Here is a 21,044-nt window from a genome sequence, read left to right on the forward strand (position 1 = left end):
CTACTCGGCCCGCACGATCGACTTCGAGTACAAGTTCGGCTTCCAGGGCAACGAGTGGGGCGAGCTCATGGGCATCGCCAACCGCACGGACTACGACCTGTCGCAGCACCAGAAGCACTCGGGGGAGGACCTGCAGTACTTCGACCAGGCCACCGGCGATAAGTACATCCCGTACGTCATCGAGCCCAGCTTCGGCCTGACCCGCTCGCTGATGGCGTTCCTGGTGGACGCCTACACCGAGGACGAGGCGCCCAACGCCAAGGGCGGCGTCGACACCCGGACCGTTCTCAAGCTCGACCGTCGCCTGTCGCCCTTCAAGGCCGCGGTGCTACCGCTGTCGCGTAACGCCGACCTGTCGCCCAAGGCGCGGGATCTGGCGGCGCAGCTGCGCAAGAACTGGAACGTGGACTTCGACGACGCGCAGGCCATCGGCCGCCGCTACCGACGCCACGACGAGATCGGCACCCCGTTTTGTATCACCGTGGACTTCGACACCCTCGAGGACCAGGCCGTGACCATCCGCGAGCGGGACACCATGGCGCAGGAGCGCGTCGCGATCGATCAGGTGGAGGGTTACCTCGCCCAGCGCCTCATCGGGTGCTGATGCAGCTTCCTGGCACACTGGTCGGGTGAGTAGAACCCGGTCCCCACGCAGCGCGGTGACCAGGGCCCTCGGATGGGTCGTGGTCATCGCGCTGCTGTCGTGCCTGATCATTCCCGGTTTCATCGCGTTCCGCGTCTGGTATGTGGCGCGCACTGACGACCGGACGCCGGCCGATGCGATCGTCGTGCTGGGTGCCGCGCAGTACAACGGCATCCCCACGCCTGTCTTCCAGGCGAGGCTGGAGCACGCGGCCACGCTCTTCGACGAGGGGGTGGCGCCGCAGATCATCACGGTCGGCGGAAGTCAGCCGGGTGATCTGTACACGGAGGCCGGATCGGGGCGCTCCTACCTGACCCAGCTGGGCGTCCCGCCCGAGGCGATCCTCGCCGTGGAGACCGGGACCAACACTGTCGGAAGCCTGGAGGCAGTCGCCCAGACGGTCCGGGACCAGGGCGGCGAATCGGTGGTCCTGGTCAGTGACCCCACCCACTCGTATCGGTCGCGGATGATGGCGCACGACGTGGGCCTCGACGCCTGGACCTCGCCGACGCGACACGGGCCCGCGGTGTGGACCAGGGAGAACCAGATCATGAGCATCATCCGGGAGACCGGGGCGGTGCTCTGGTATCAGTACCAGCGGCTCGCCGGGAGCAACGTGGACTTCCCCGACTAGGAGTGACGGCATGACGGGATACGCCTACAGCGAGGCGGACGCGGAACGCCGTGTCGACGAGCACTCTGGCCGGGCCCGGCCTTCGGCCAGTGAGCGCAGCCCCTTCGAACGGGATCGCGCGCGTGTCCTGCATTCGGCCGCGTTGCGGCGGCTGGCGGACAAGACGCAGGTCGTCGGGCCGGGCGACGGGGACACCCCGCGGACCCGCCTCACCCATTCGCTCGAGGTAGCGCAGATCTCCCGCAGCATTGCCGCGGGCCTGGGCTGCGATCCCGACCTCGCTGACCTGGCGGGGTTGAGCCACGACATCGGCCATCCGCCGTACGGGCACAACGGCGAACGGGCCCTGGACGAGGTGGCGCGCGGTTGTGGGGGTTACGAGGGCAACGCGCAGACCATCCGGATCCTGTCGCGTCTGGAACCCAAGGTGGTCGACGACCGCGGCACGGGGGTGGGGCTCAACCTCACCCGCGCGGCGCTGGACGCGGCGACCAAGTACCCGTGGTTGCCCCGCGAGGGCACCACCAAGTTCGGGGCCTACGCCGAGGACGCCGAGATACTGGAATGGGTCCGGCAGGGAGCCCCCGGTGACACCCGGTCGCTGGAGGCCCAGATCATGGATTTCTCCGACGACGTGGCCTACTCGGTCCACGATGTCGAGGACGCGATCGTCGCCGGACGGTTGGATCTGCGCTCGCTGTCCGACGCCTCGGAGGTCGCCGCGCTCGCGGAGATGGGGGCCACGGAATTCCGCGGCCCCGACGCCGATCAGTTGGAGCAGGCCGCCGAGCGACTCGGTGCGCTGGAGGTGGTCCGGGTCGTCCAGCCCTTCGACGAGAGTTTCCGGGGCATGGTGGCTCTCAAGGCGCTGACCAGCGAGTTGGTGGGACGCTTCGTCATGCCGGCCATCCGCTCCACCCGTGAGGTGCACGGAGCGGTGCCGCACGGCCGGTACAGCGCGGATCTGGAGGTGCCGGTGGAGGTCGAGGCCGAGGTGGTAATGCTCAAGACGATGGCCGTGCGCTACGTGATGAGCGACCCGGGCCACCGGGTCCGGCAGGACCGCCAACGCGACCGTATCCATCGGGTGGCCGAGTACCTGGCACACTCCGGTCACGCCGCACTCGACCCCGCGCTGCGACCGCTGTGGGACGCCGCCGTGGATGACGCCGCACGGACGCGGGTCATCGTCGACCAGATCGCGCTGTACACCGAGAGCAGACTCGAACGGATCGACCGGGCCAGCGCCGGCATTCAGGCGGCGTGGGGCTAACGGTTGTGGATCAGTGTCCGGGCCCGCGCGCGCTGGTCGGACGGTGCCAGCACGTCACAGAGTCGCCCCATGACCCAGGTGAACCGGTCCAGTGCGACCAGGGCCGCGGCCACGACCGCATCGCCCCCGTTGGACGACCGACCCGCGGCGGACTGAGCGGTCGGCTCGTCGCGGTCGGCGGCGGGCTCCGTCGGCCGCTCGATCCGGCGACGGGCCCTGTCGGCTGCGTCGCGGGCCGCGGCCACCGCGCCCTGTACCACGTCGTGTTCCCGTGCCAGCCCCTCGGCCGTGTCCGGGTGAGCGGCGCCGAGCATCACGATCTGCGCCAAACGCACCGACGACCGTGACGAGCGGTACATCAGGCTGATGGCCGAATCCACGCGGTCGCGCCCCGCGATGAGGAACGCCGTGGACATCGCCGAGATGGTCTGGTCGACATCGGCCTGGGCTGCCTCCACGGCATGGACCCGGTCGAGCATCGCGGTATCGCGATCGGGCGCGGCCACGAGGTCGGAGGCCTCCGCCATCAGCGTGTCGACGGCGTCGAAATAGGCGTCGATCTTCTGGACCAGAGCCGGCCGTGACGTCGCCGACAGGAGCAGGTATGCGCACAGGACGCCGATTCCGGCTCCCGCGACGGTCTCCTCGAGTCGCACCTCCATGAGATGGCCGTCCAGCACGCCGAGGACGGCGTAGAGCGATATGAGCAGGACCGTGACGAAGAACGACAGGTACATGTAGTTGAGCGGGCCGAAGTAGATCATCCCCATGACGCACAGCAGGCAGATCGCCAGGAGAACGACTTTGACGTCGTGGGCCAGGTAGGTCACAGCTATCCCCACGGCCAGTCCGAGCACCGTGCCGATGATCCGTCGGTAGGCGCGGGTGAGAATCCCGCTCCGGGTGGTGGTGCTGAAGAACACCAGGAATGCGGTGAGGACCGCCCAGTACCACCGCGATGCGGAGATCGCCTCACCGACCGCCGAGGCGATCGCGGTGGCGGTCATGGCCTGGATCGCGAGTCGGCTCGTGGGAGCCCACTGCCGCCACGGCGTCCACCGGATGCGGCGGCGACCGTCAGAGGACCCGGCACGAGGAGTCCCGGGGGCGGGATGGTCCGGCACCGTGGAAGGGGTGACCGCCGATGTCGCCTGTCCGGCGAGCAGCCGGGCGGGAGGTCGGCGGTGCAGTTCCACGGTCCGTAGGTGTGCGTGGGCGAGCACGCACTCGGCGAGCCGGTAGGTGGATGGCGCGTCGGCGGTCCGGCTCTCGTCGCCGACCACGCCCTCCGCCCACGAGGTGGCCTGGTCGAGTTGCGCACGGGAGACGTGGTCGTCGAGGGCGACGAGTGCCTGGGCGATGGCGTGCCGACGGTCGGCGGAATCCCGGTGGTGCGCGTCGGTGTCCTCGGACAGCTCGAGGCAGGCCTCATCGGTGTTGACACACGCGTCGAGGACGTGGACGGCCAGTTTCTCGTGGTCCCAGCCCGTGTAGTTGGCGGTACGGAAGCTCTGCTGCCACGCCGTGATCGCGCGCCACATTGAGTCGACCCGGGCGAGGCGGGCCTGCAGTGCGTGTGGACGAGCAGGCGAGGTGGCGGCCTCGATCGCCGCGGCAGAGGCGACCCGCAGCTCGCCGAGCAGTACCCCGAGCTCGCGCTCGGGGTGCCGGCGTGCCCAGAGGATCAGCTGTACCACCAGCTGCGACGCAACTGCTCCGGCCGCGATCAGGCAGAACGCCGGTAGCTCCGCCATGGTGGGGCGCATCAGCAGTGTGAAGAAGCACGCGAAGAAGCTGAGTGTGCCGATCGTGGTCGCCCGCGGCCCGAATCGCCTGACCCACACGGCGACGCCGGAGATCAGGACGAACACGGCGAGCTGGAGCACGCGCTGGGAGGACAGGGACACGGCCACCAGCGGTACGGCCACGGCCGTGGGGACGAGGAGGGCGGTGGTCACCACCCGGGCCCGTGCCGTCGAGTCCTTGACGAAGAGCCCGGACATCATGGACAGGAACACCGAGATGGTCAGCATACCGGTCTCGACGTGTAGGAAGTGCACGACTGCGTATCCCCACAGTAGGCTCCCGAGGATTCCCGCGACCACGGAGATCATCTTGCGCAGTCTCTCCCGGGCCGGGTCGCGCGCCTCGAGCGCATGCAGAGTTCTGGCGATCACACCCTGCATGGTTATCCGACCGCCTGAGAGAGCGCATCGACGAGGCGGTCCACCTCGAGCGAATCCATGGTGGCGCCGGGGGTGAATCCGGTTCGCACGACCACGAGGTCGGCCGAGGGGACCACCACCACGTACTGCCCGTCATGCCCGGAGGCCCAGTACGCGTCCTCCGGCATATCCATCCGCGGTGGCGTCCCGTCTCCGGCGACGTTCACCCACCACTGGGCGCCGTACGGCTCGGTCTCACCCTCGGCCGGGACGACGGTCGTCGAGTACTCCATCCAGCCCTCGGGCAGCAGCCTGTCGCCGTTCACCACGCCGTCGTCCAGCGCGAACTGGCCGAAGCGGGCGAAATCCCTGGGCGTGGCCCACAGGTATGAGCTGCAGACGGAGTGGCCGGAGGCGTCGGCCTCGAGCACGGCGCTGCGCATCCCCAGGGGCCGGAAGAGCAGTTCCTCGGCCATCCCGGGGCCCATGCCCGTGCGTTCGTGCAGGAGGTCGCAGATCAGGTTGGTGGTACCGGAGGAGTATTGGCGGTAGGTGCCCGGTTCGTGGGCGAGCGGCTGAGAGGCGGCGAACGCGGCCATGTCGGGCGCGTCGAAGAGCATCTGGGTGATGGGGGTGCCGAGGTCGTATTCCTCGTCCCATTCCAGGCCCGAGGTCATGCGCATCAGGTCGTCCAGCGAGATCTGTGCGCGCTCGTCGGTCCATTCGGGGCGCAGCCCGGTCCCGTCCGGGTCGAGGTCGGCGTCCGGGTGCTCGAGTCGGGCGCGTCCGACGAGTGTGGAGGCCACACTCTTGCCCATGGACCAGCCGAGCTGCCGGGTGTCGGCGTCGAACCCGTCCGCGTACCGCTCGCCGATGATCCGGCCGTCGTGGACCACCACGAGACCCCGCGTTCCCTCCTGCGCGGCGGCCTCGTCGAGTGCGGTCTCGACGTCGGCCCGGGACTCCTCGCCCACGGGGAGATCGATACCCTCGGGGCCCGGTGCGACGAGCTCCGGGGGAGGTGCGGACTGCTGCGATCCGGCGACACGGTCACCGAGTGCGCATCCGTACTCCGAGACGTACGCCGTCTGCCGGAATGCCACGCCCAGGACCGAGACGGCGGCCGTGCCCTCCTCCTCGTCGACATCGGTCCGCAGGTACGGCACCAACGGGTTGGGAGGCAGGTCCGTCTCCGGGTCGGCGCGCCCGGTGAGGAAGGTGACGGCGCACGCGTTGTGCGCGGCGTACCCGGTGCCGGTGCGCAGCATCGGTCGGTAGATGGATCCGACGACGACGAGAGCAGCCGCGACCACCACGATCACGACCAGAAGCGAAAGCAGAGCGATGCGTCGGCGCGTCATCGTCAGAATCGCCCGCCCGCGCCACCGAAGCCGCCGCCTCCGCCGCCACCGAACCCACCGCCGCCGAACCCGCCACCGAAGCCACCGCGGCTTCGGCCGAAGCTCGATCCGCCGCCGCGCGCCATGCCCTGGATCAGGGCGCCGGCGATCATCCCGCCGACCATCGCGCCGGTGTTGGATCCGCCGCGACCCCCTCGAGGGCCGCGGCCGTACGGTCCGCTGCCGTACTGGGGGCGGGAGGCGTCGGACTGCGCCAGGCGGAGTGCCTCCCGGGCCAGTGACAGTGCGCGATCGGCGGCGGGGAACGCGGCCGGGCCCGCGGTCGCCTCGGCCGTGGCCAGGGCGTCCTTGGCCCCGGCGAGTCGGGTGCGTGCGGCCTGTCCGATCACGGCCGATCGGCTACCGATGAAGTCGTCGGCCTCGCGGACGGCGCCCCGGGCGCGGGTGAGCGCGGCCTGGCGGGCGGCTCGGGCGCGACCGGCGGCCTCGGCCTCGTGGCCTGCGGCGGCCAAGGCCTCGTCGAGGTTCCGGTCCACGTCGATGAGCCGGGAGAAGTTGCCCAGCGGGTCCGACTGGCCCTGCGCGCGCGCCTGATCAGCCGCCGCCCGCGCTGTCGTCGCGACCGTCGAGAGAGTGCGGCTGGTGGCATCGCTGACATCGGTGGAGGCCAGCAGACGGCCGGCGATCGCCAGCTCCTCGTCGACCTCGGCGATCAGTGCGGGCAGGTCCCGGCGCGCGGTGACGATGTCGTCGGCCGCGTGGTCCACGCCGTCGACGAGCTTCTCGGCTTGCGTCAGCTCGCCCTCGGCGGTGGTGATGGCGTCCACTGCCTCGGCCTGCTCGCCCACCGGGCGGGCCAGCGCCTCGCGGGCGCGGGCGGTATCGGCATCGGCCGCGTCGAGCATCTGTTCGGCCAACGACAGGTTGTCGGTGATCGAGGACAGGACCGTCGGCGGGAACTGCTGCCGCAGGCTCTCCATCGACTTCTCGGCCTCGGGGATCCGGGCACGCAGGCTGATCGCCCGTCGGGTGAGGGCGTCGACCGAGGCGGCGCCGTTGATGAGAAGGTCACGCATGTCGGAGAACGCCTTGGCCTGACCCTCGAGTCCTCGCTCCGCGCGTTCGGCGCGGGCGGCCACCTCGAGCAGCATGCTCCTGCGCTGGTCGGGGGTCTCGGGGATGTCGTCGTCGAGGCGCTGGATCAACGCGTGCGCCGCGTTGACCTCGGCGTGGGCGGTGTCCAGGGCCGAGCGGAACGGCCGGGTCCGCAGCTCGCCGAACTCCCCGGCCGCCGTCTTCAGTGCCGTCGCGGACGCCTCCACCGCCTGGTCCGCGTCGACGAGGCCTGCGCGGGCGCGGGCGTCGAGCACCTCCACGGGCAGGGCGGACATCCTGGCCGTGTCGTCGCCGGCGATGTCGCGGGCGTCCTCGATCTGCCTGGCGGTCTTCGCGGCGCGGCGTCGGCGGCTGAACAGCACCAGTCCCACCACGAGCGCGATGATCACGGCGATCCCGATCAGCATCGCCACGGGGGAGACCTCGGACCCGGATCCCTGCCGCTCCAGTCCGTCGGCGGCGCCGATCGCCGCGCCGGCCCAGTCCCGGACCGCCAGGTGCGGTTCGATGTCTTGTGCAGCGATCTGGTCGGTGGCCCGGGCGTCGAGAGCGCCGTACTCGAACCAGTAAGCGCGTTCGTCGACCGCCACCACGAGCATCGCGTCCCTCGTTCCGAACTGCGAGAGCCGGTGGGTCTGCTCGGCCCATGTCTGCGGGCGCATGCCGTCGAAGGTGTCCACATAGGCCACCCAGAGCTTGATGGAGTCCGTCGATTGCAGCTCCGAGATCCGGGTCTCGACCTCTCCTGTACGGGCACCCAGGACGCCTGCGGAATCAGTGACCCGTTCCTGGAGTCGCAACGGCTGGTCGGCCATGGCGCCCGGCGCGGCCCAGAGCATCGAGGTCGCGAGAAACGCGACGACCAGCGCCAGTGCCGCGGTGAACCGGGTCCGGCGCGTCCCGATGGCGGCCGGCGAGGGGAGGGTGACGATCATGGGCCCAGCGTATCGGCCCGGCATCGGCGGCAGGCGCGGTCCGGCACGGGCCGCTACTCTGGGCGTCATGGCAGGGCGGATTCCGGAGCAGGACATCGCCGCGATCCGCGAGCGCACCCGTATCGAGGAGATCGTCGGCGAGTACGTCGCGCTCAAACCAGGCGGCGCGGACTCGATGAAGGGCCTGTCGCCGTTCAAGGATGAGAAAACCCCGTCGTTCCACGTACGCCCGCAGCACGGTTACTTCCACTGCTTCTCCACCGGCGAGGGCGGGGATGTCTTCGCCTTCCTCATGAAGATGGAGCACATCGGGTTCGTCGAGGCCGTCGAGCAGCTGGCGGACAGGATCGGCTACCGCATCACCTACGAGGGCGGCGGGCAGGTGGTCCAGCGTGATCGCGGGACGCGCTCCCGGCTCGCGCAGGCCAACGCGGCGGCCCAGAAGTTCTATGCCGAGCGCCTGCGGGAGGACGCGGAGGCGCAGATCGCGCGGGACTTCCTCACCGAGCGCGGCTTCGACATGGGTCAGGCCGAGCACTTCGGGTGCGGGTACGCACCGGCGGGCTGGGACACCATGAGCAAGCACCTCATGCGCCAGGGCTTCGAGGCCTCCGAGCTCGAGGCGGCCGGTCTGTCCAAGACCAGCTCGCGTGGCACGCTCATCGACCGCTTCCATCGCCGGCTGTTGTGGCCGATCCGGAACCTGGCGGGCGAGGTGATCGGCTTCGGTGCCCGCAAGCTCTTCGAGGACGACAAGCTGGGCAAGTACATGAACACGCCCGAGACGATGCTGTACAAGAAGTCGCAGGTGCTGTTCGGACTGGACCTGGCCAAGCGTGACATCGCCTCGCAGCGCCGGGCCGTGGTGGTCGAGGGCTATACGGATGTCATGGCCATGCACGCGGCCGGGGTCACCACGGCGGTGGCCGCGTGTGGCACCGCGTTCGGCGAGGATCATCTGTCGACGCTGCGACGGCTGATGCTGGACGACAATTACTTCCGCGGCGAGATCGTCTACACCTTCGACGGCGACGAGGCCGGCAAGAAGGCGGCACTGCGCGCGTTCGCCGGCGACCAGCAGTTCTCGGGCCGCACATTCGTCGCGGTGGCCCCGCCGGGCCAGGATCCGTGCGACATCCGCCAGAACCGCGGGGACGCGGCGGTGCGTGACCTGGTCTCCTCGCGGGTGCCGATGTTCGAGTTCGCGATCCGTTCGATGCTCGAGGAGCATGATCTCGACCACGCCGAGGGGCGCGTGGAGGCGTTGCGCCGCACGGTGCCGGTGGTGGCCGACATCCGCGATTCGTCGCTGCGGGACGAGTACGCGCGCCAGCTCGCCGGCTGGGTGGGATGGGACGATCCGTCGCTGGTCGTGCGGCGGGTCCGCGAGGAGTCGCGCAAGAAGGGGCGCTCCCGTCCGTCGGGCCCGGGCGGACGCCGCCGCGCGCCGGGTGGCCCCGGTGGGGGCGCCCGGCCCGGCTGGGATCGTGCGGGGGGTGAGAAGCGGGGGTACGACGACGAGACGGCGGCAGATGCGCAGCGGTCACCCGAGGCCCGGCCCGGTGTCCCGCTGCCCGCTCCTGCGGATCCGGTGCTCTGGCCGCAACGCGAGGCGATCAAGGCGGCCCTGCAGTACCCGGGTCTGGCGGGTCCGTTGTTCGACTCGTTGCCGCAGGAGTGCTATACGCATCCGGCGTATTCTGCGATCGCCGGAGCGCTCGCCGGGGCCGGGGGGTGTGTGGCCGGCAAGAGCGGCGCGAACTGGGTCAGCGAGGTCTCCGGGGGACTGAAGGACGAGGGGCTGAGTCGTCTGGTCGGCGCGCTGGCGGTGGAGACACTGCGCGCATCCGAGGAGGCGATGCCCCGTTACATCTCGGGCGTGCTGGCGCGGCTGCAGGAGGTGTGGGTGTCCGGGCAGATCGCGGATCTCAAGTCCCGGGTGCAGCGGATGAGCCCCGCCGAGGACCCGGAGGGTTACTCCGCGCTGTTCGGAGATCTGGTGGCCCTGGAGGAATACCGACGTGGCCTGCTGGAGCAGGCGGTCGGGGCCACTCCGGACATTGCCTGACCAGGCGATTTGGTTCGTCACGGCGGGCGCACTAAGGTAAGTTCTCGGTATCCGGCACGAGCGCCGGAAGCCGCAGACAATCCCCCATAGCTCAATTGGCAGAGCATTCGACTGTTAATCGAAGGGTTATTGGTTCGAGTCCAATTGGGGGAGCACCAGACCAGGCCAGAGGCGATCCGCCCTGGCCTGGTCCGCATTTCGATATTGATGGTCGGTACTTCCCGCAGGATCCCGGGCTGTGTGAGTCAGCCGGGCTGTAGTGTGCGGCGGTCGCCGAGGGTGAAGTCCACGCGGAGCACCCGGGAATTGATCTGCCACCCCTCGGACGTCCGGGTCCACTCGTCTGTGTATTCGCCGAAGCACTCGTACGACAGTCCGGCTTGCTCGCCTGTCCCGGCATGGTAGACGCGGACGTACGTCCGGCTCCTCGCGTGGTCCTCGTCGTCGCCGGCGAGCTCAACCCGGTGGTTGCCCAGGAGGTGTTGTGACGGACCGCATCCTCCGAGGTGCTGCCGCACTCCCGTGATGATTTCCTGCCGGCCGGTCGACCCGTATCCGGTCGCGGATTCGGTGAACAACTCGCCGAGCGCGTGCCAGTCGCGTGTGTCGAGCGCGGAGGCGACGTCCGACAGGCGCTCGATGATCTGGTCTCTGTCAGTGGTCATCATCCATGTGTATCAGCAGGGTCCCGGCAAGTTTCTGTGCTTTCGCAATTCGGGCCACACAGCTCTGCCGGAGGCGGCGGGGCCGCACTCGTCCCGTTCGCTACGCTGAGCACCGGCTCGAACGACGGAGGACAGACAGCGCATGACCACGCAGATTCGGATCGGTATCGCCGGCTACGGCAACCTCGGCCGCGGTGTGGAGGCCGCGCTTGCACAGAACCCCGACATGTCGCTCGTGGGTGTGTTCACCCGCCGCGCGCCGGAGGACGTGGCGACGCTGAGCCCGGAGACCCCGGTGTTCGCGTACGACGCGCTGTCGACCGACGCCGCACAGATCGATGTGCTCATCCTCTGTGGAGGATCCAAGGACGATCTGCCGGTGCAGTCCCCCGAGCTGGCGGCGCGGTTCAACATCGTGGACAGCTTCGACACGCACGCCCGGATCCCCGAGCATTTCGCCGCGGTGGACGCGTCCGCCCGCGTGGCCGGGACCACCGCGTTGATCTCCGCCGGGTGGGATCCCGGGATGCTCTCGATCAACCGCATCCTCGGCGAGGCCCTGCTGCCCGAGGGCGACACCTACACCTTCTGGGGCCGCGGCCTGAGTCAGGGCCACTCGGACGCCGTCCGGCGCGTACCCGGGGTCGCCGGCGGTGTGCAGTACACCCTGCCCAGCGAGACCGCGATCGCCTCTGTGCGGGCCGGCGAGCGTCCGGAGCTCGCCACCCGTGACAAGCACGTTCGCGAGTGCTTCGTGGTGCTCGAGGACGGCGCGGACGCCGCCGCGGTCCGCGAGGCGATCGTGACGATGCCGAACTACTTCGCCGACTACGACACGTCGGTCACCTTCATCACCGCCGAGGAGCTCGCCCGCGACCACGGCGCCATGCCGCACGGCGGGTTCGTCCTCCGCTCCGGGGTGACAGGGCAGGGCAACACCCAGGGCGTCGAGTACCGGCTCACCCTCGGCAGCAACCCCGAGTTCACCGCCAGCGTCCTGGTGGCCTACTCGCGGGCGGTGTACCGGCTCCACCGAGGTGGCCAGGTGGGCGCGGTCACCGTGTTCGACATCGCCCCCGGCCTGCTCTCGCCCAAGACCCCCGAGCAGCTGCGCGCAGACGACCTGTAACGGCGCGCGCGTGGCCCGCGGGCCGCAGGTTCACACGCGGGGGACGGCCCGGTCGCTGGCTACGCTGTGACCATGACAGATGTCGACATCTCGTTGTCCACCGGACGCGTACGAGGGATCGTGCGGGACGGGGTCGCCCGCTTCCTCGGCATCCCCTACGCCGAGGACCCCGTCGGCGAACGGCGATTCGCCGCGCCGATTCCGCGTTCGGCGTGGCAGGACACGCGCGATGCGACCCGACCGGCCGCGACCGCACAGCGGCTGCGGTTCGACCCGGATCCGGCGATCCCCGAGCCGATAGTCGCAGGCACGGACGTGCTGCACGTCGACGTCTGGGCCCCCGCCGAGGGGGCGGGCCATCCGGTGATGGTGTGGATCCACGGCGGCGGCTGGGAGTCGGGTTCCTCGAACCAGCCGTGGTTCGACGGGGCGGCATTCGCGCGCCACGGCGTCGTCGTGGTGTCGGTCGGATATCGCCTCGGGGTCGAGGGGTTCACCTCGTTCCCCGATGCGCCGGACAACCGGGGCATGCTCGACTGGATCGCCGCCCTCGAGTGGGTCCGGAGCGAGATCTCCGCGTTCGGCGGGGATCCCCACCGCGTCACCGTCGCCGGACAGTCCGCCGGCGGGGGAGCGGTGTTGTGTCTGCTCGGATCCCCGGCCGCCGCCGGACTGTTCCAGCGCGCTATCGCGGCGTCACCGGCCGTCCTCCGGGCACCGTCCACTGCCGCGCCAGAGGGTGTCACCGCGGCGTCGTTGGCCGCAGGGGGCAGGGGAGCGGTCGATGAGTTCCATCGCCGGATGCGCAAGGAGAATCAGTTCACGCTGCCGTTCCGGCCGGTGGTCGGCGACGAGTTGTTGCCGGCCCCGCCGTTAGAGGCGGTCGCCGGAGGGCGGGCGAGCGAGGTCCCGCTGATGATCGGTTCCACCGCCACCGAGTTCGAAGCGATTGCCGACAGGCTGCCCGGGCCCGCGTTGGTGCCGGGCGCCGCCCTCATCGCGCTGTCCCAGCAGATCCCGAGGGCGGGGCTGCGTGCGCTGGCCCGCCAGTCCAACGGGCGGTCGTTGCGGCGCAGCGTCGGCGCGGTGATCGATGCGGCCGCCATCCACTCCACGGTCGCCCGCGCTGCCGAGACACGACTCGCGGCCGGCGATCCCACGTGGGTGTACGACTTCTGCTGGGCGGACGGCAACGGCCCGCGGCACTGCGCGGACCTGCCGTTCTTCTGGGGCTCGCCTGATGCGGAGAACGTCGAACGCTATCTGGGTGCCCCGGCCCCGGGGGCGCTGGTCACTGCCATGCACCAATCGTGGGTCCGCTTCGTCACCGATGGTGATCCCGGGTTCGCCGCGTATGAGGCGACCCGGCGCGCGGTCATGTCCTGGGACACCCCGCAGTCCGTCGTCGAGGACGGACTCTCCGCGGTACGGCAGGTCTGGTGGCCGGAGGAGGCACGGTAGCGGCTTGCTAGGATTGCCCGGCGCGCGTCGGGCAGATCCTCGCCGCGCGTATCGGGGGCTATAGCTCAGTTGGTTAGAGCCGCGGACTCATAATCCGCTGGTCGCGGGTTCGAGCCCCGCTGGCCCCACCTCAGGGCACCGCCGGCGGACGTCGAGCGGGCGTCGCCTCGTTCAGTAGGCCAGCCCCATGCGCAGCGCGCCGACCGCCTGGGCCAGTGCTTCACGGGCGACCGGGCTGGCGCCCACGCCGTTGACGAACGGGTGCACCAGCGAGGCGTGCCGCCGCAGCGACACCGCGACGCCGGCGTCGGACATCCTGCGGGCATACGCCTCGCCCTCATCGCGCAACGGATCGAAGCCGCCGGTGGCCACGTGCGCCGGGGGCAGCCTCGAGAAGTCCCTCGCCAGCAGCGGGGAGGCACGCGGGTCGGTGCGGTCGTCGTCGGATCGGATGTAGGTCTTCTCGTACCAGTCCATTGTCGCCTTCGTGAGGTAGAAGCCCTCACGGAACGTCTCGTACGACGCGGTCCGGGTGGACATGTCGGTGGCGGGGACGAACAACAACTGGAAGGCGGGCATCGTCTCGCCGGCGTCGCGGGTCTGTTGACACACGACCGCCGCGAGGTTACCGCCGGCGCTGTCACCGCCCACCGCGATGCGGGAGGCGTCCACACCGAGCTCTGCGGCGTTGTCGCGGACGTACCGGAACGCCGCGAGGGTGTCCTCTACAGCCGTCGGGAACTGGAATTCGGGAGCGAGCCGGTAGTCCACGCTGAGGACCTTCAGGCCGCCCTCCCGGGCGAGGTAGCGGCACGTGGCGTCGTGCGAGTCGACGCTCCCGAGCGTCCACCCGCCACCGTGGAAGTAGATCAGCACCGGCTGCGGCTCGTCGGTGTCCACGGGCGCGTAGAGGCGGGCGGGCAGGTCGGCGCGTGCGGGATCGTCACCGGCGAGCGGAAGGATGATGTCCTTGACGACGGCGAGGTCGATCCGGTCGCCGGAAGCGGTGAACGCCGAGCGTTCGACCGTCTCCCGCGCCTCCTCGAGTGCGAGATCCTCGTACTCGCCCCCGGCCATCAGGGAGATTACCCTGAGGCCGGCCTGGAAGTGCGGGTCCAGGGTCTGGCCGTCGACCTGACGCGGCGAGCCCGCGATCGCCCGGATCAGCCCACCCGGTAGGCGCCCCGCCGTCGTCATGGCGGCCTTCACGAGCCGGTCTGCGAGCGTCGGAACGAAGGCCCGGTGGCCGGACATCGGAGAGTTCATTGCCATATTGTGGCGTGTAACCGTCCGCCTGTGGTGGGTATCCGACGGCCGGACGACGGTAGCCGACGAAGGGGCTGGTCATGCGTCCAGAAACCGACGACGTCATCCGGATCGAGGGCCTGGTCAAGGCGTTCGGCAGGGCTCGGGCGCTCGACGGGCTCGACCTGGACGTGAGCCGCGGCGAGGTCCACGGATTCCTCGGTCCCAACGGGTCGGGGAAGTCCACCACCATCCGGATCGTGCTCGGGCTCATGCGTGCGGACTCCGGACGGGTCACCCTGTTCGGCGCGGACCCGTGGCGCGACGCGGTCGACCTCCACAGCCGCCTGGCCTACGTCCCGGGCGACGTCACGCTCTGGCCGCGGCTGACCGGCGGGCAGAGTATCGACCTGCTCGGCAGGGCGCTGGGCGGCCTCGAGCAGGGGCGTCGCGACGGACTGATCGAGCGGTTCCGACTGGACCCGACCAAGCGCACCCGCGACTACTCCAAGGGCAACCGGCAGAAGGTCTCCCTGATCGCCGCGTTCGCCTCTGATCCCGAGCTACTCGTACTGGACGAGCCGACATCCGGGCTGGACCCGCTGATGGAGCAGGTGTTCCAGGAGTGCGTGCGGGACGCGGTCGCCCGCGGCACCACGGTATTGCTGTCGAGCCACATCATGGGTGAGGTCGAGGCGCTCGCCGACCGCGTCAGCATCATCCGCGACGGCCGCACGGTCAGCTCGGGGACACTCGCGGAACTGCGACGGCACACCACCACCGAGGTGCACGCGATCACCGACAGGAGGCCCGACGGGCTCGACAGAATCGGCGACGTCGTGGACGGTGGCGTGGACGGGTTGCGGGTCACGGAAGTCGACGGTCGGTTCGAGGTCCGCTGCCACGTGCCGGCCGCTCTGCTCGGAGAGGTGACAGGGGTTCTGCACGACGCCGGGATCCACACCCTCACCGCGACCCCGCCGAGCCTCGACGATCTCTTCCTGGACGCCTATTCGGGAGCGCGGGCGTGACCTCGCCGCTGGCCGGCACGGGACTGCTCGCCCGGGTCGCGCTGCGCACGGGCTGGCGACCCGCAGCCGCGTGGGTGATCGGACTATCCGTCCTGTTCCTGGCCACCGGCGTGTCGATCGCGTCGCTGTATGACACCCCGGCCAAGCGAGCCACGTACTCGGCCTCGCTCGGCGACACGATGGTGATGTTCACCGGCCGCGTAGCCGGACTCGACACCCTCGGTGGGATCGTCATGAACGAGTTCGCGTCGCTCGTCTCGTTCGGCATCCCGATCATGGCGATCGCTCTCACCGTCGGCGTGACGAGGAGGGAAGAGGAGTCCGGACGCTCCGAGCTGATGCTGTCGGCCAGGGTGGCCAGACTCGCCCCGGTCACTGCCGCCCTCGTCGTCGTCGTCGGGATCTTCCTCCTCCTCGGGCTGGCACTGTGGGCGGCCACATTCGCGCTCGACATCGACCGCACCGGCGCGGTGCTCTACGTCGCCTCCATCGCGGCCACAGGAGGGGTCTACGCCGCCGGCGCCGCCGTCCTGGCCCAGGTGTTCGCCCACAGTCGGACCGTCTGGGCGGTGGGATTGGCCATCGCCGGGCTCACGCTGGTCACGCGCGGGATCGGCGAAACCCGGGGCACCGCACTCGGCTGGGCCTCCCCTCTCGGCTGGCACACCCTGGTCCGGCCCTTCGGCGACCCCTCCGTGGGGCCGCTGCTGCTGTCCGTCGCGGTGGCCGGCTCGCTCGGGGCGCTCGCGGTGTGGCTCGCCGGTCGGCGGGACGTCGGCGAGGGCATGATCCCGACCGGTTCGGGCCCCGCCCACGCGAGCCGGTGGCGCGCGTCCCGCACGGGCGCGGCGGTGCACCAGCACCTCGGCGCGCTGATCGGCTGGACGGTCGGCGTGGTGGCACTGATGGGGCTGTACGGCAGCCTGATGACCGTGGTGGTCGACGCGATCGAATCCAACCCGGATCTCGCCGTTTTTCTCGGAGGCTCGGGCGCGGTGGTGGATTCGGTGGTCCGGATGCTCGTCGCGTTCACCGGTTTCCTCGGGGCCGGGTTCGTGCTGCAGACGCTCGGAGGACTTCGCGGCGAGGAGACGTCCGCGCGACTCGAGGTGGAACTGGCCGGCGAGCGTACGCGCCTGTCCTGGCTGGCCGGGCACGCGGTGGTGGCGGCCGTGGGCGCGACCGTGGTGGTCGCGGCCGGCTCGCTCGCCTTCGCGGCGACTACTGCGGCCGCGCTCGACGACCCCGGGACGTTCGGCTCGATCGTCGGTGCGGGGCTGTGGCAGCTGCCGGCCGTGCTGGCGTTCGCGGCACTGTCCGTGGGACTGTTCGGCCTCGCACCGCGACTGCAGACCCTGGCGTGGGTGGTGTTCGTCGTCGCCGTCGTCGTCACCTTCATGGGACCCACGCTCCGACTCACCGACGCCCAGATGCGGTTCTCCCCGTTCGGGGCGGTGGGCACCCCGCCCGCCGGCCCCGTCGACACGGCGGGGGTCGTGGTGCTGCTCGCGGTGACGGCTGTGCTCGTGACCGCGGGACTCGTGGGCTTCCGGCGTCGGGACGTGCCCCGGACCTGACAGACTGGCGGGCAGGACCGAACCACACACGCACCACGGAGGAACCGATGTCGCACGACCTGCTCGAGAAGGCGCTCGCTACCGTCGAGGACTGGCCGGTGGATAACGTCTCGGCGGCGGTCGTCGGCCCCGACGGTGCGGTGACGACCCACGGCGACCGGTCCCGCGTGTACCGGCTGGCGTCGGTGACCAAACCGATCGTGGCCCTCGCGGCGCTCCTCGCCGTCGAGGAAGAGGCCATCTCCCTGGACGATCCGGCCGGGCCGGAGGGCTCGACCGTGCGGCACCTGCTCGCCCACGCCTCGGGCCTGGACTTCGCCGACCGCGACAAGGTCCGCACCGCGCCGGGGGAGCGACGAATCTACTCCTCCGCGGGTTTCGAGGTGCTCGCCGACCACATCGCGGAGGCCACGGGCATCGCGTTTCCGGAGTATCTGGACGAGGCCGTGTGCCAGCCGCTCGGCATGACCTCCACGGTCCTCGAGGGCTCGGCCGGGCACGGCGCGTCGGGCAGTCTGGCCGATCTCGTGGCGTTCGCGCGTGAGCTCGTTGCGCCCCGGCTGCTCGCGGCAGCGACCCTCGAGGAGGCGGTGAGTGAGCAGTTCCGCGGACTCGACGGGCTCGTGCCCGGGTACGGCATGCACAAGCCGTGCGAATGGGGGTTGGGCTTCGAGCTGCGCGGCGCCAAGCATCCGCACTGGACCGGGCAGCACAACTCGCCGGCGACGTTCGGTCACTTCGGTCAGTCCGGGACGCTGCTGTGGGTCCAGCCGGAGATCGACACGGCGCTGGTCGTGCTCACCGACCGGGACTTCGGGGACTGGGCCAAGCCGCTGTGGCCCGAGTTGTCCGATCGCGTTGTGGACGCCGCCACTGCGCGGGCGAGTCAGACGGACGCGCTCCGGGGCTGAAGCGCCGGGGCATCTGACGCGACTCGCGGGCGTCGCACGGTTTCTGGTGGAGAGTTCGCGACACGCCGCGGCGTGGTCGGATCACCGGAATCACGGTGCTGTAACTTTGCTGAGAATCCAGAAGTGTCACTGGTGTAAGACGATCACTTGGGGCACAGTGGTGAACAACAACAACACACGCAACATCATTCACACGATTTCATGAGGTCGTTGGGGAAGACGTCCCTCAGTGAGTCGGGAGTGAAGTGATGTCTGACCTTAACCATTTCGCGGATACGACGACCGGCGTGGTGTTCATCCATGCCGCGCCGACCGCGTTGTGTCCTCACGTCGAGTGGGCTCTCGCGAGCATTCTCGACGCGTCGTCGGCCATGCGCTGGGAAGACCAGCCGGCCCAGCCCGGTGCCCGTAAGGCCATCGTGGACTGGATCGGCCCGGTCGGCACCGGCGCGCGCCTCGCTGACGCGTTGGCAAAGTGGTCCATGTTGGCCTTCGAGGTCACCGAGGACCCGAGCGACCTCGTCGACGGCGAACGCTTCTCGCACACGCCCGAGTTGGGCATGTGGCGCGGGCAGACAGGCGCGAGCGGCGACGTCGTGCTCGGAGAAAACAGGCTCCGGCACCTCATGGCCGCCGGTCCCGCGGCGTTCTATGCCGCGGTCGAGGCCGAGCTGGGCTCCGCCTGGGATCGTGCGCTGGAGCCTCTGCGCGGCCATCCCGCCGCCGCCGAGGTCACCTGGCTCTCGCGCGTCGGCTGACGCCGTACGCTCCCGCGTCCACCACGAGAACGCCCGCTCCCGACGATCGGGGAGCGGGCGTTCTCGTGTTCCGGGAACCGGCCGGAGGGCAGGTCAGATCACAGCGGGATGTTCTTGTGCTGGCCGCGGGTGTGCGACGCGGAGCCCAGTGCCTCGGCCAGTCGACGACGGGTGTCGGTGGGCTCGATGACCTCGTCCACCACGCCGATCGACATGGCACGGCCCACACCGCCCGCGATCGCCGCGTGCTCCTCCGCCAGACGCTCGTGGAGTTCCTCGCGCTCCTCCTCGGGCGCGGCGGCCAGGGTGCGCTTGTGCAGGATCCCCACTGCGGCCTTGGCTCCCATCACGGCGACCTCGGCGTCCGGCCAGGCGAACACGGCCGAGGCGCCGAGAGCGCGGGAGTTCATCGCGATGTAGGCGCCGCCGTAGATCTTGCGGGTGACCAGGGTGACCCGGGCGACAGAGGCCTCGGCGAACGCGTGGAGGAGTTTGGCGCCGCGACGGACGACGCCCTCCCACTCCTGTGAGACGCCCGGCAGGTAGCCGGGCACGTCCACGATCACGACGAGGGGGATGCCGAAGGCGTTGCAGAGGCGAACAAACCGGGAGGCCTTCTCGGCCGACTCGGAGTTCAGGCAGCCGCCCAGCCGGAGCGGGTTGTTGGCGATCACGCCGACCGAGCGGCCGGCGATCCGGCCGAAGCCCACCACGATGCTGGGGGCCCACTTGGCCTGGAGTTCCTCGAACGTCGTGTTGCCGTCGAGCTCGGAGGAGTCGAGGATGCCGTGGACCAGTGGCCGCACGTCGTAGGCGCGCTTGGGCGACTCGGGCAGCAGCCCGGCGAGATCCGTGTGGTCGGACTCGAGAGCACGCTGGTCGAATTCGCCCTGCGCCGACAGCAGGTTCACGAGGCGGCGAGCCCGGTGCAGGGCGTCACGCTCGTCATCCGCGGCGATATGGCACACACCCGACTTGCGGTGGTGCACGTCCTGGCCGCCCAGGCCCTCCATGTCGACCTGCTCGCCGGTGACGTCGCGGACCACGGCGGGTCCGGTCACGAAGACCTTCCCCTCCGGGGCCATGATCACGACGTCCGTCAGCGCAGGGCCGTAGGCGGCGCCGCCGGCGGCGGGGCCGAGCACGACGGAGATCTGCGGCACGCGGCCCGATGCGCGGACCATCGCCTCGAATACGGTGCCGACGGCGTGCAGCGCCTCGACGCCCTCGGCGAGACGGGCACCGCCCGAATGCCACACGCCGATGACGGGCAGCTCCTCGTCGATGGCGACGTCGATCGCCTTGACGATATGGCGGCAGCCGTCGAGACCCATTGCGCCGCCCATGACGGTCGCGTCAGTGGCGTACGCGACGGTGGCGATGCCGTCGATGCGCCCGCGTGCGGCGAGCGCACCCGAGGCGTCGGGCTCCGTGAGGAACTCCAGAGAGGCGGGATCGAAGAGGTTCTCGAGCCGGACGACGGGGTCGCGCGGATCGATCTGGGTATTCTGGTCCACAGTGCTGGTGATGGTCATGAGTGCAGTCCTTTCCCTGGCGCATGTCCCGGTGAGGGAGAGTGCGCCGTTAACGGACCCCCGGACTGGCTGGTGGGTGAGCGCCGGGATAGGGACCCCCGTCCCGATCCGGTTCTCGTACCCGGTCTCCCGCGCTGGGCGGGTTGTCGTTGATATGGAGTGCCCCGCGGTGACGGGAGGGGACGCGGGCTCGACGTGGTGCACCGACCGCACCTTTCGGCCCATGAGCGCGTCCCCGCCCGTCATGCGAGGCGGGATATCAGGCCTGGTCGATCTTCTTGATGTAATCGACCGCATCCTGCACGGTACGCAACTTCGCGAGGTCCTCGTCGGGGATCTCTACCCCGTAGCGATCCTCGGTCTGCACGGCGATCTCCACCATGGAGAGCGAATCGATGTCGAGATCATCGACGAAGGACTTCTCCGGGGTCACCTCGGAAGGCTCGATTCCGGTGACCTCCTCGACGATCTCCGCCAGTCCTGAGACGATCTCGGCCTCGGTGCGTGCCATGTGGTGTCCTTTCGGTTGGGTTACGC

General features: G+C 70.1%; 17 protein-coding genes and 2 tRNA genes. 12 read left to right on the plus strand and 7 right to left on the minus strand.

What is annotated here, in order from left to right; translation table 11 throughout:
- The 3 genes from ACWIE7_RS13005 to ACWIE7_RS13015 form a co-directional block, all read left to right on the plus strand.
- Nucleotides 1-604: His/Gly/Thr/Pro-type tRNA ligase C-terminal domain-containing protein (locus ACWIE7_RS13005; RefSeq protein WP_454069430.1), on the plus strand; the 604-nt coding region annotated here is incomplete at its 5' end.
- 55 nt (nucleotides 605-659) lie between these two features.
- Nucleotides 660-1,277 carry a YdcF family protein gene (locus ACWIE7_RS13010; RefSeq protein ID WP_454069444.1) on the plus strand — a complete coding sequence of 206 codons (618 nt, stop codon included), beginning with the start codon at nucleotides 660-662 and terminating at the stop codon, nucleotides 1,275-1,277.
- Between the two features lie 10 nt (nucleotides 1,278-1,287).
- Entirely contained in the window at nucleotides 1,288-2,550 is a 1,263-nt protein-coding gene (locus ACWIE7_RS13015; RefSeq protein WP_454069431.1) for a deoxyguanosinetriphosphate triphosphohydrolase, read from the plus strand.
- Here the strand turns inward: ACWIE7_RS13015 and ACWIE7_RS13020 are convergent.
- From ACWIE7_RS13020 to ACWIE7_RS13030, 3 genes are read right to left on the minus strand one after another with little or no spacing between them, the layout of a single operon-like run.
- Nucleotides 2,547-4,727, minus strand: a complete 2,181-nt coding sequence (locus tag ACWIE7_RS13020) for an FUSC family protein (protein WP_454069432.1) — start codon at nucleotides 4,725-4,727, stop codon at nucleotides 2,547-2,549. The two genes, ACWIE7_RS13015 and ACWIE7_RS13020, sit on opposite strands and share 4 nt — an antisense overlap.
- A gap of 11 nt (nucleotides 4,728-4,738) precedes the next feature.
- The gene (locus ACWIE7_RS13025) at nucleotides 4,739-6,076 is read right to left on the minus strand and encodes a serine hydrolase domain-containing protein (protein ID WP_454069433.1); all 1,338 of its coding nucleotides are present in this window, start codon (nucleotides 6,074-6,076) and stop codon (nucleotides 4,739-4,741) included.
- Nucleotides 6,077-6,078: 2 nt separating this feature from the next.
- The gene (locus ACWIE7_RS13030; RefSeq protein ID WP_454069434.1) at nucleotides 6,079-8,127 is read right to left on the minus strand and encodes a TPM domain-containing protein; all 2,049 of its coding nucleotides are present in this window, start codon (nucleotides 8,125-8,127) and stop codon (nucleotides 6,079-6,081) included.
- 67 nt (nucleotides 8,128-8,194) lie between these two features.
- On the opposite strand from ACWIE7_RS13030, the gene dnaG reads away from it, so the two are divergent.
- On the plus strand, nucleotides 8,195-10,195 hold the full coding sequence (dnaG, locus tag ACWIE7_RS13035) for a DNA primase (RefSeq protein WP_454069435.1): 2,001 nt from the start codon (nucleotides 8,195-8,197) through the stop codon (nucleotides 10,193-10,195).
- A gap of 80 nt (nucleotides 10,196-10,275) precedes the next feature.
- Nucleotides 10,276-10,348 (plus strand) — tRNA-Asn (locus ACWIE7_RS13040).
- Between the two features lie 92 nt (nucleotides 10,349-10,440).
- On the opposite strand, the gene ACWIE7_RS13045 is transcribed toward ACWIE7_RS13040, so the two are convergent.
- On the minus strand, nucleotides 10,441-10,860 hold the full coding sequence (locus ACWIE7_RS13045) for a nuclear transport factor 2 family protein (RefSeq protein WP_452099414.1): 420 nt from the start codon (nucleotides 10,858-10,860) through the stop codon (nucleotides 10,441-10,443).
- A gap of 142 nt (nucleotides 10,861-11,002) precedes the next feature.
- Here ACWIE7_RS13045 and ACWIE7_RS13050 point away from each other — a divergent pair, with 142 nt between their 5' ends.
- From ACWIE7_RS13050 to ACWIE7_RS13060, 3 genes are all read left to right on the plus strand, one after another.
- Entirely contained in the window at nucleotides 11,003-11,989 is a 987-nt protein-coding gene (locus ACWIE7_RS13050) for a diaminopimelate dehydrogenase (protein WP_454069436.1), read from the plus strand.
- Between the two features lie 72 nt (nucleotides 11,990-12,061).
- A complete protein-coding gene (locus ACWIE7_RS13055) occupies nucleotides 12,062-13,450 on the plus strand; it encodes a carboxylesterase/lipase family protein (RefSeq protein ID WP_452099416.1) in 1,389 nt (462 codons plus the stop codon).
- A 54-nt stretch (nucleotides 13,451-13,504) separates the two neighbouring features.
- Nucleotides 13,505-13,578: transfer RNA gene (locus tag ACWIE7_RS13060), tRNA-Ile, on the plus strand.
- Nucleotides 13,579-13,621: 43 nt separating this feature from the next.
- Here the strand turns inward: ACWIE7_RS13060 and ACWIE7_RS13065 are convergent.
- Complete coding sequence (locus tag ACWIE7_RS13065) at nucleotides 13,622-14,716, minus strand: alpha/beta hydrolase (RefSeq protein ID WP_454069437.1); 1,095 nt, start codon at nucleotides 14,714-14,716, stop codon at nucleotides 13,622-13,624.
- 80 nt (nucleotides 14,717-14,796) lie between these two features.
- Between ACWIE7_RS13065 and ACWIE7_RS13070 the strand changes: the two genes are divergently transcribed.
- From ACWIE7_RS13070 to ACWIE7_RS13085, 4 genes are all read left to right on the plus strand, one after another.
- On the plus strand, nucleotides 14,797-15,726 hold the full coding sequence (locus tag ACWIE7_RS13070; protein ID WP_454069438.1) for an ABC transporter ATP-binding protein: 930 nt from the start codon (nucleotides 14,797-14,799) through the stop codon (nucleotides 15,724-15,726).
- On the plus strand, nucleotides 15,723-17,303 hold the full coding sequence (locus ACWIE7_RS13075) for an ABC transporter permease (RefSeq protein WP_454069439.1): 1,581 nt from the start codon (nucleotides 15,723-15,725) through the stop codon (nucleotides 17,301-17,303). Before ACWIE7_RS13070 ends, ACWIE7_RS13075 begins: the two co-directional genes overlap by 4 nt.
- 47 nt (nucleotides 17,304-17,350) lie before the next feature.
- Nucleotides 17,351-18,214: a serine hydrolase domain-containing protein gene (locus ACWIE7_RS13080; RefSeq protein WP_454057116.1), complete on the plus strand. Its 864-nt coding sequence runs from the start codon at nucleotides 17,351-17,353 to the stop codon at nucleotides 18,212-18,214.
- A gap of 248 nt (nucleotides 18,215-18,462) precedes the next feature.
- Nucleotides 18,463-18,972, plus strand: coding sequence for a DUF3145 family protein (locus tag ACWIE7_RS13085; protein WP_452099421.1), 510 nt, complete (start codon nucleotides 18,463-18,465; stop codon nucleotides 18,970-18,972).
- 98 nt (nucleotides 18,973-19,070) lie between these two features.
- Here ACWIE7_RS13085 and ACWIE7_RS13090 read toward each other — a convergent pair whose 3' ends face one another.
- Nucleotides 19,071-20,507 (minus strand): acyl-CoA carboxylase subunit beta, encoded by a 1,437-nt coding sequence (locus tag ACWIE7_RS13090; protein ID WP_454069440.1) that lies wholly within the window; start codon nucleotides 20,505-20,507, stop codon nucleotides 19,071-19,073.
- A 259-nt stretch (nucleotides 20,508-20,766) separates the two neighbouring features.
- Nucleotides 20,767-21,018 carry a meromycolate extension acyl carrier protein AcpM gene (gene acpM, locus ACWIE7_RS13095; RefSeq protein WP_230929524.1) on the minus strand — a complete coding sequence of 84 codons (252 nt, stop codon included), beginning with the start codon at nucleotides 21,016-21,018 and terminating at the stop codon, nucleotides 20,767-20,769.
- Between the last annotated feature and the right edge of the window lie 26 nt (nucleotides 21,019-21,044).

Source organism: Dietzia sp. NPDC055343 (genome assembly GCF_053645265.1).

Coding starts and splice junctions, on each gene's coding strand:
- ACWIE7_RS13015 (WP_454069431.1), top strand. CDS start 1,288: ATGACGGGATACGCCTACAGCGAGGCGGACGCGGAACGCCGTGTCGAC.
- ACWIE7_RS13025 (WP_454069433.1), bottom strand. CDS start 6,076: ATGACGCGCCGACGCATCGCTCTGCTTTCGCTTCTGGTCGTGATCGTG.
- ACWIE7_RS13030 (WP_454069434.1), bottom strand. CDS start 8,127: ATGATCGTCACCCTCCCCTCGCCGGCCGCCATCGGGACGCGCCGGACC.
- dnaG (WP_454069435.1), top strand. CDS start 8,195: ATGGCAGGGCGGATTCCGGAGCAGGACATCGCCGCGATCCGCGAGCGC.
- ACWIE7_RS13045 (WP_452099414.1), bottom strand. CDS start 10,860: ATGACCACTGACAGAGACCAGATCATCGAGCGCCTGTCGGACGTCGCC.
- ACWIE7_RS13050 (WP_454069436.1), top strand. CDS start 11,003: ATGACCACGCAGATTCGGATCGGTATCGCCGGCTACGGCAACCTCGGC.
- ACWIE7_RS13055 (WP_452099416.1), top strand. CDS start 12,062: ATGACAGATGTCGACATCTCGTTGTCCACCGGACGCGTACGAGGGATC.
- ACWIE7_RS13065 (WP_454069437.1), bottom strand. CDS start 14,716: ATGAACTCTCCGATGTCCGGCCACCGGGCCTTCGTTCCGACGCTCGCA.
- ACWIE7_RS13070 (WP_454069438.1), top strand. CDS start 14,797: ATGCGTCCAGAAACCGACGACGTCATCCGGATCGAGGGCCTGGTCAAG.
- ACWIE7_RS13080 (WP_454057116.1), top strand. CDS start 17,351: ATGTCGCACGACCTGCTCGAGAAGGCGCTCGCTACCGTCGAGGACTGG.
- ACWIE7_RS13085 (WP_452099421.1), top strand. CDS start 18,463: ATGTCTGACCTTAACCATTTCGCGGATACGACGACCGGCGTGGTGTTC.
- ACWIE7_RS13090 (WP_454069440.1), bottom strand. CDS start 20,507: ATGACCATCACCAGCACTGTGGACCAGAATACCCAGATCGATCCGCGC.
- acpM (WP_230929524.1), bottom strand. CDS start 21,018: ATGGCACGCACCGAGGCCGAGATCGTCTCAGGACTGGCGGAGATCGTC.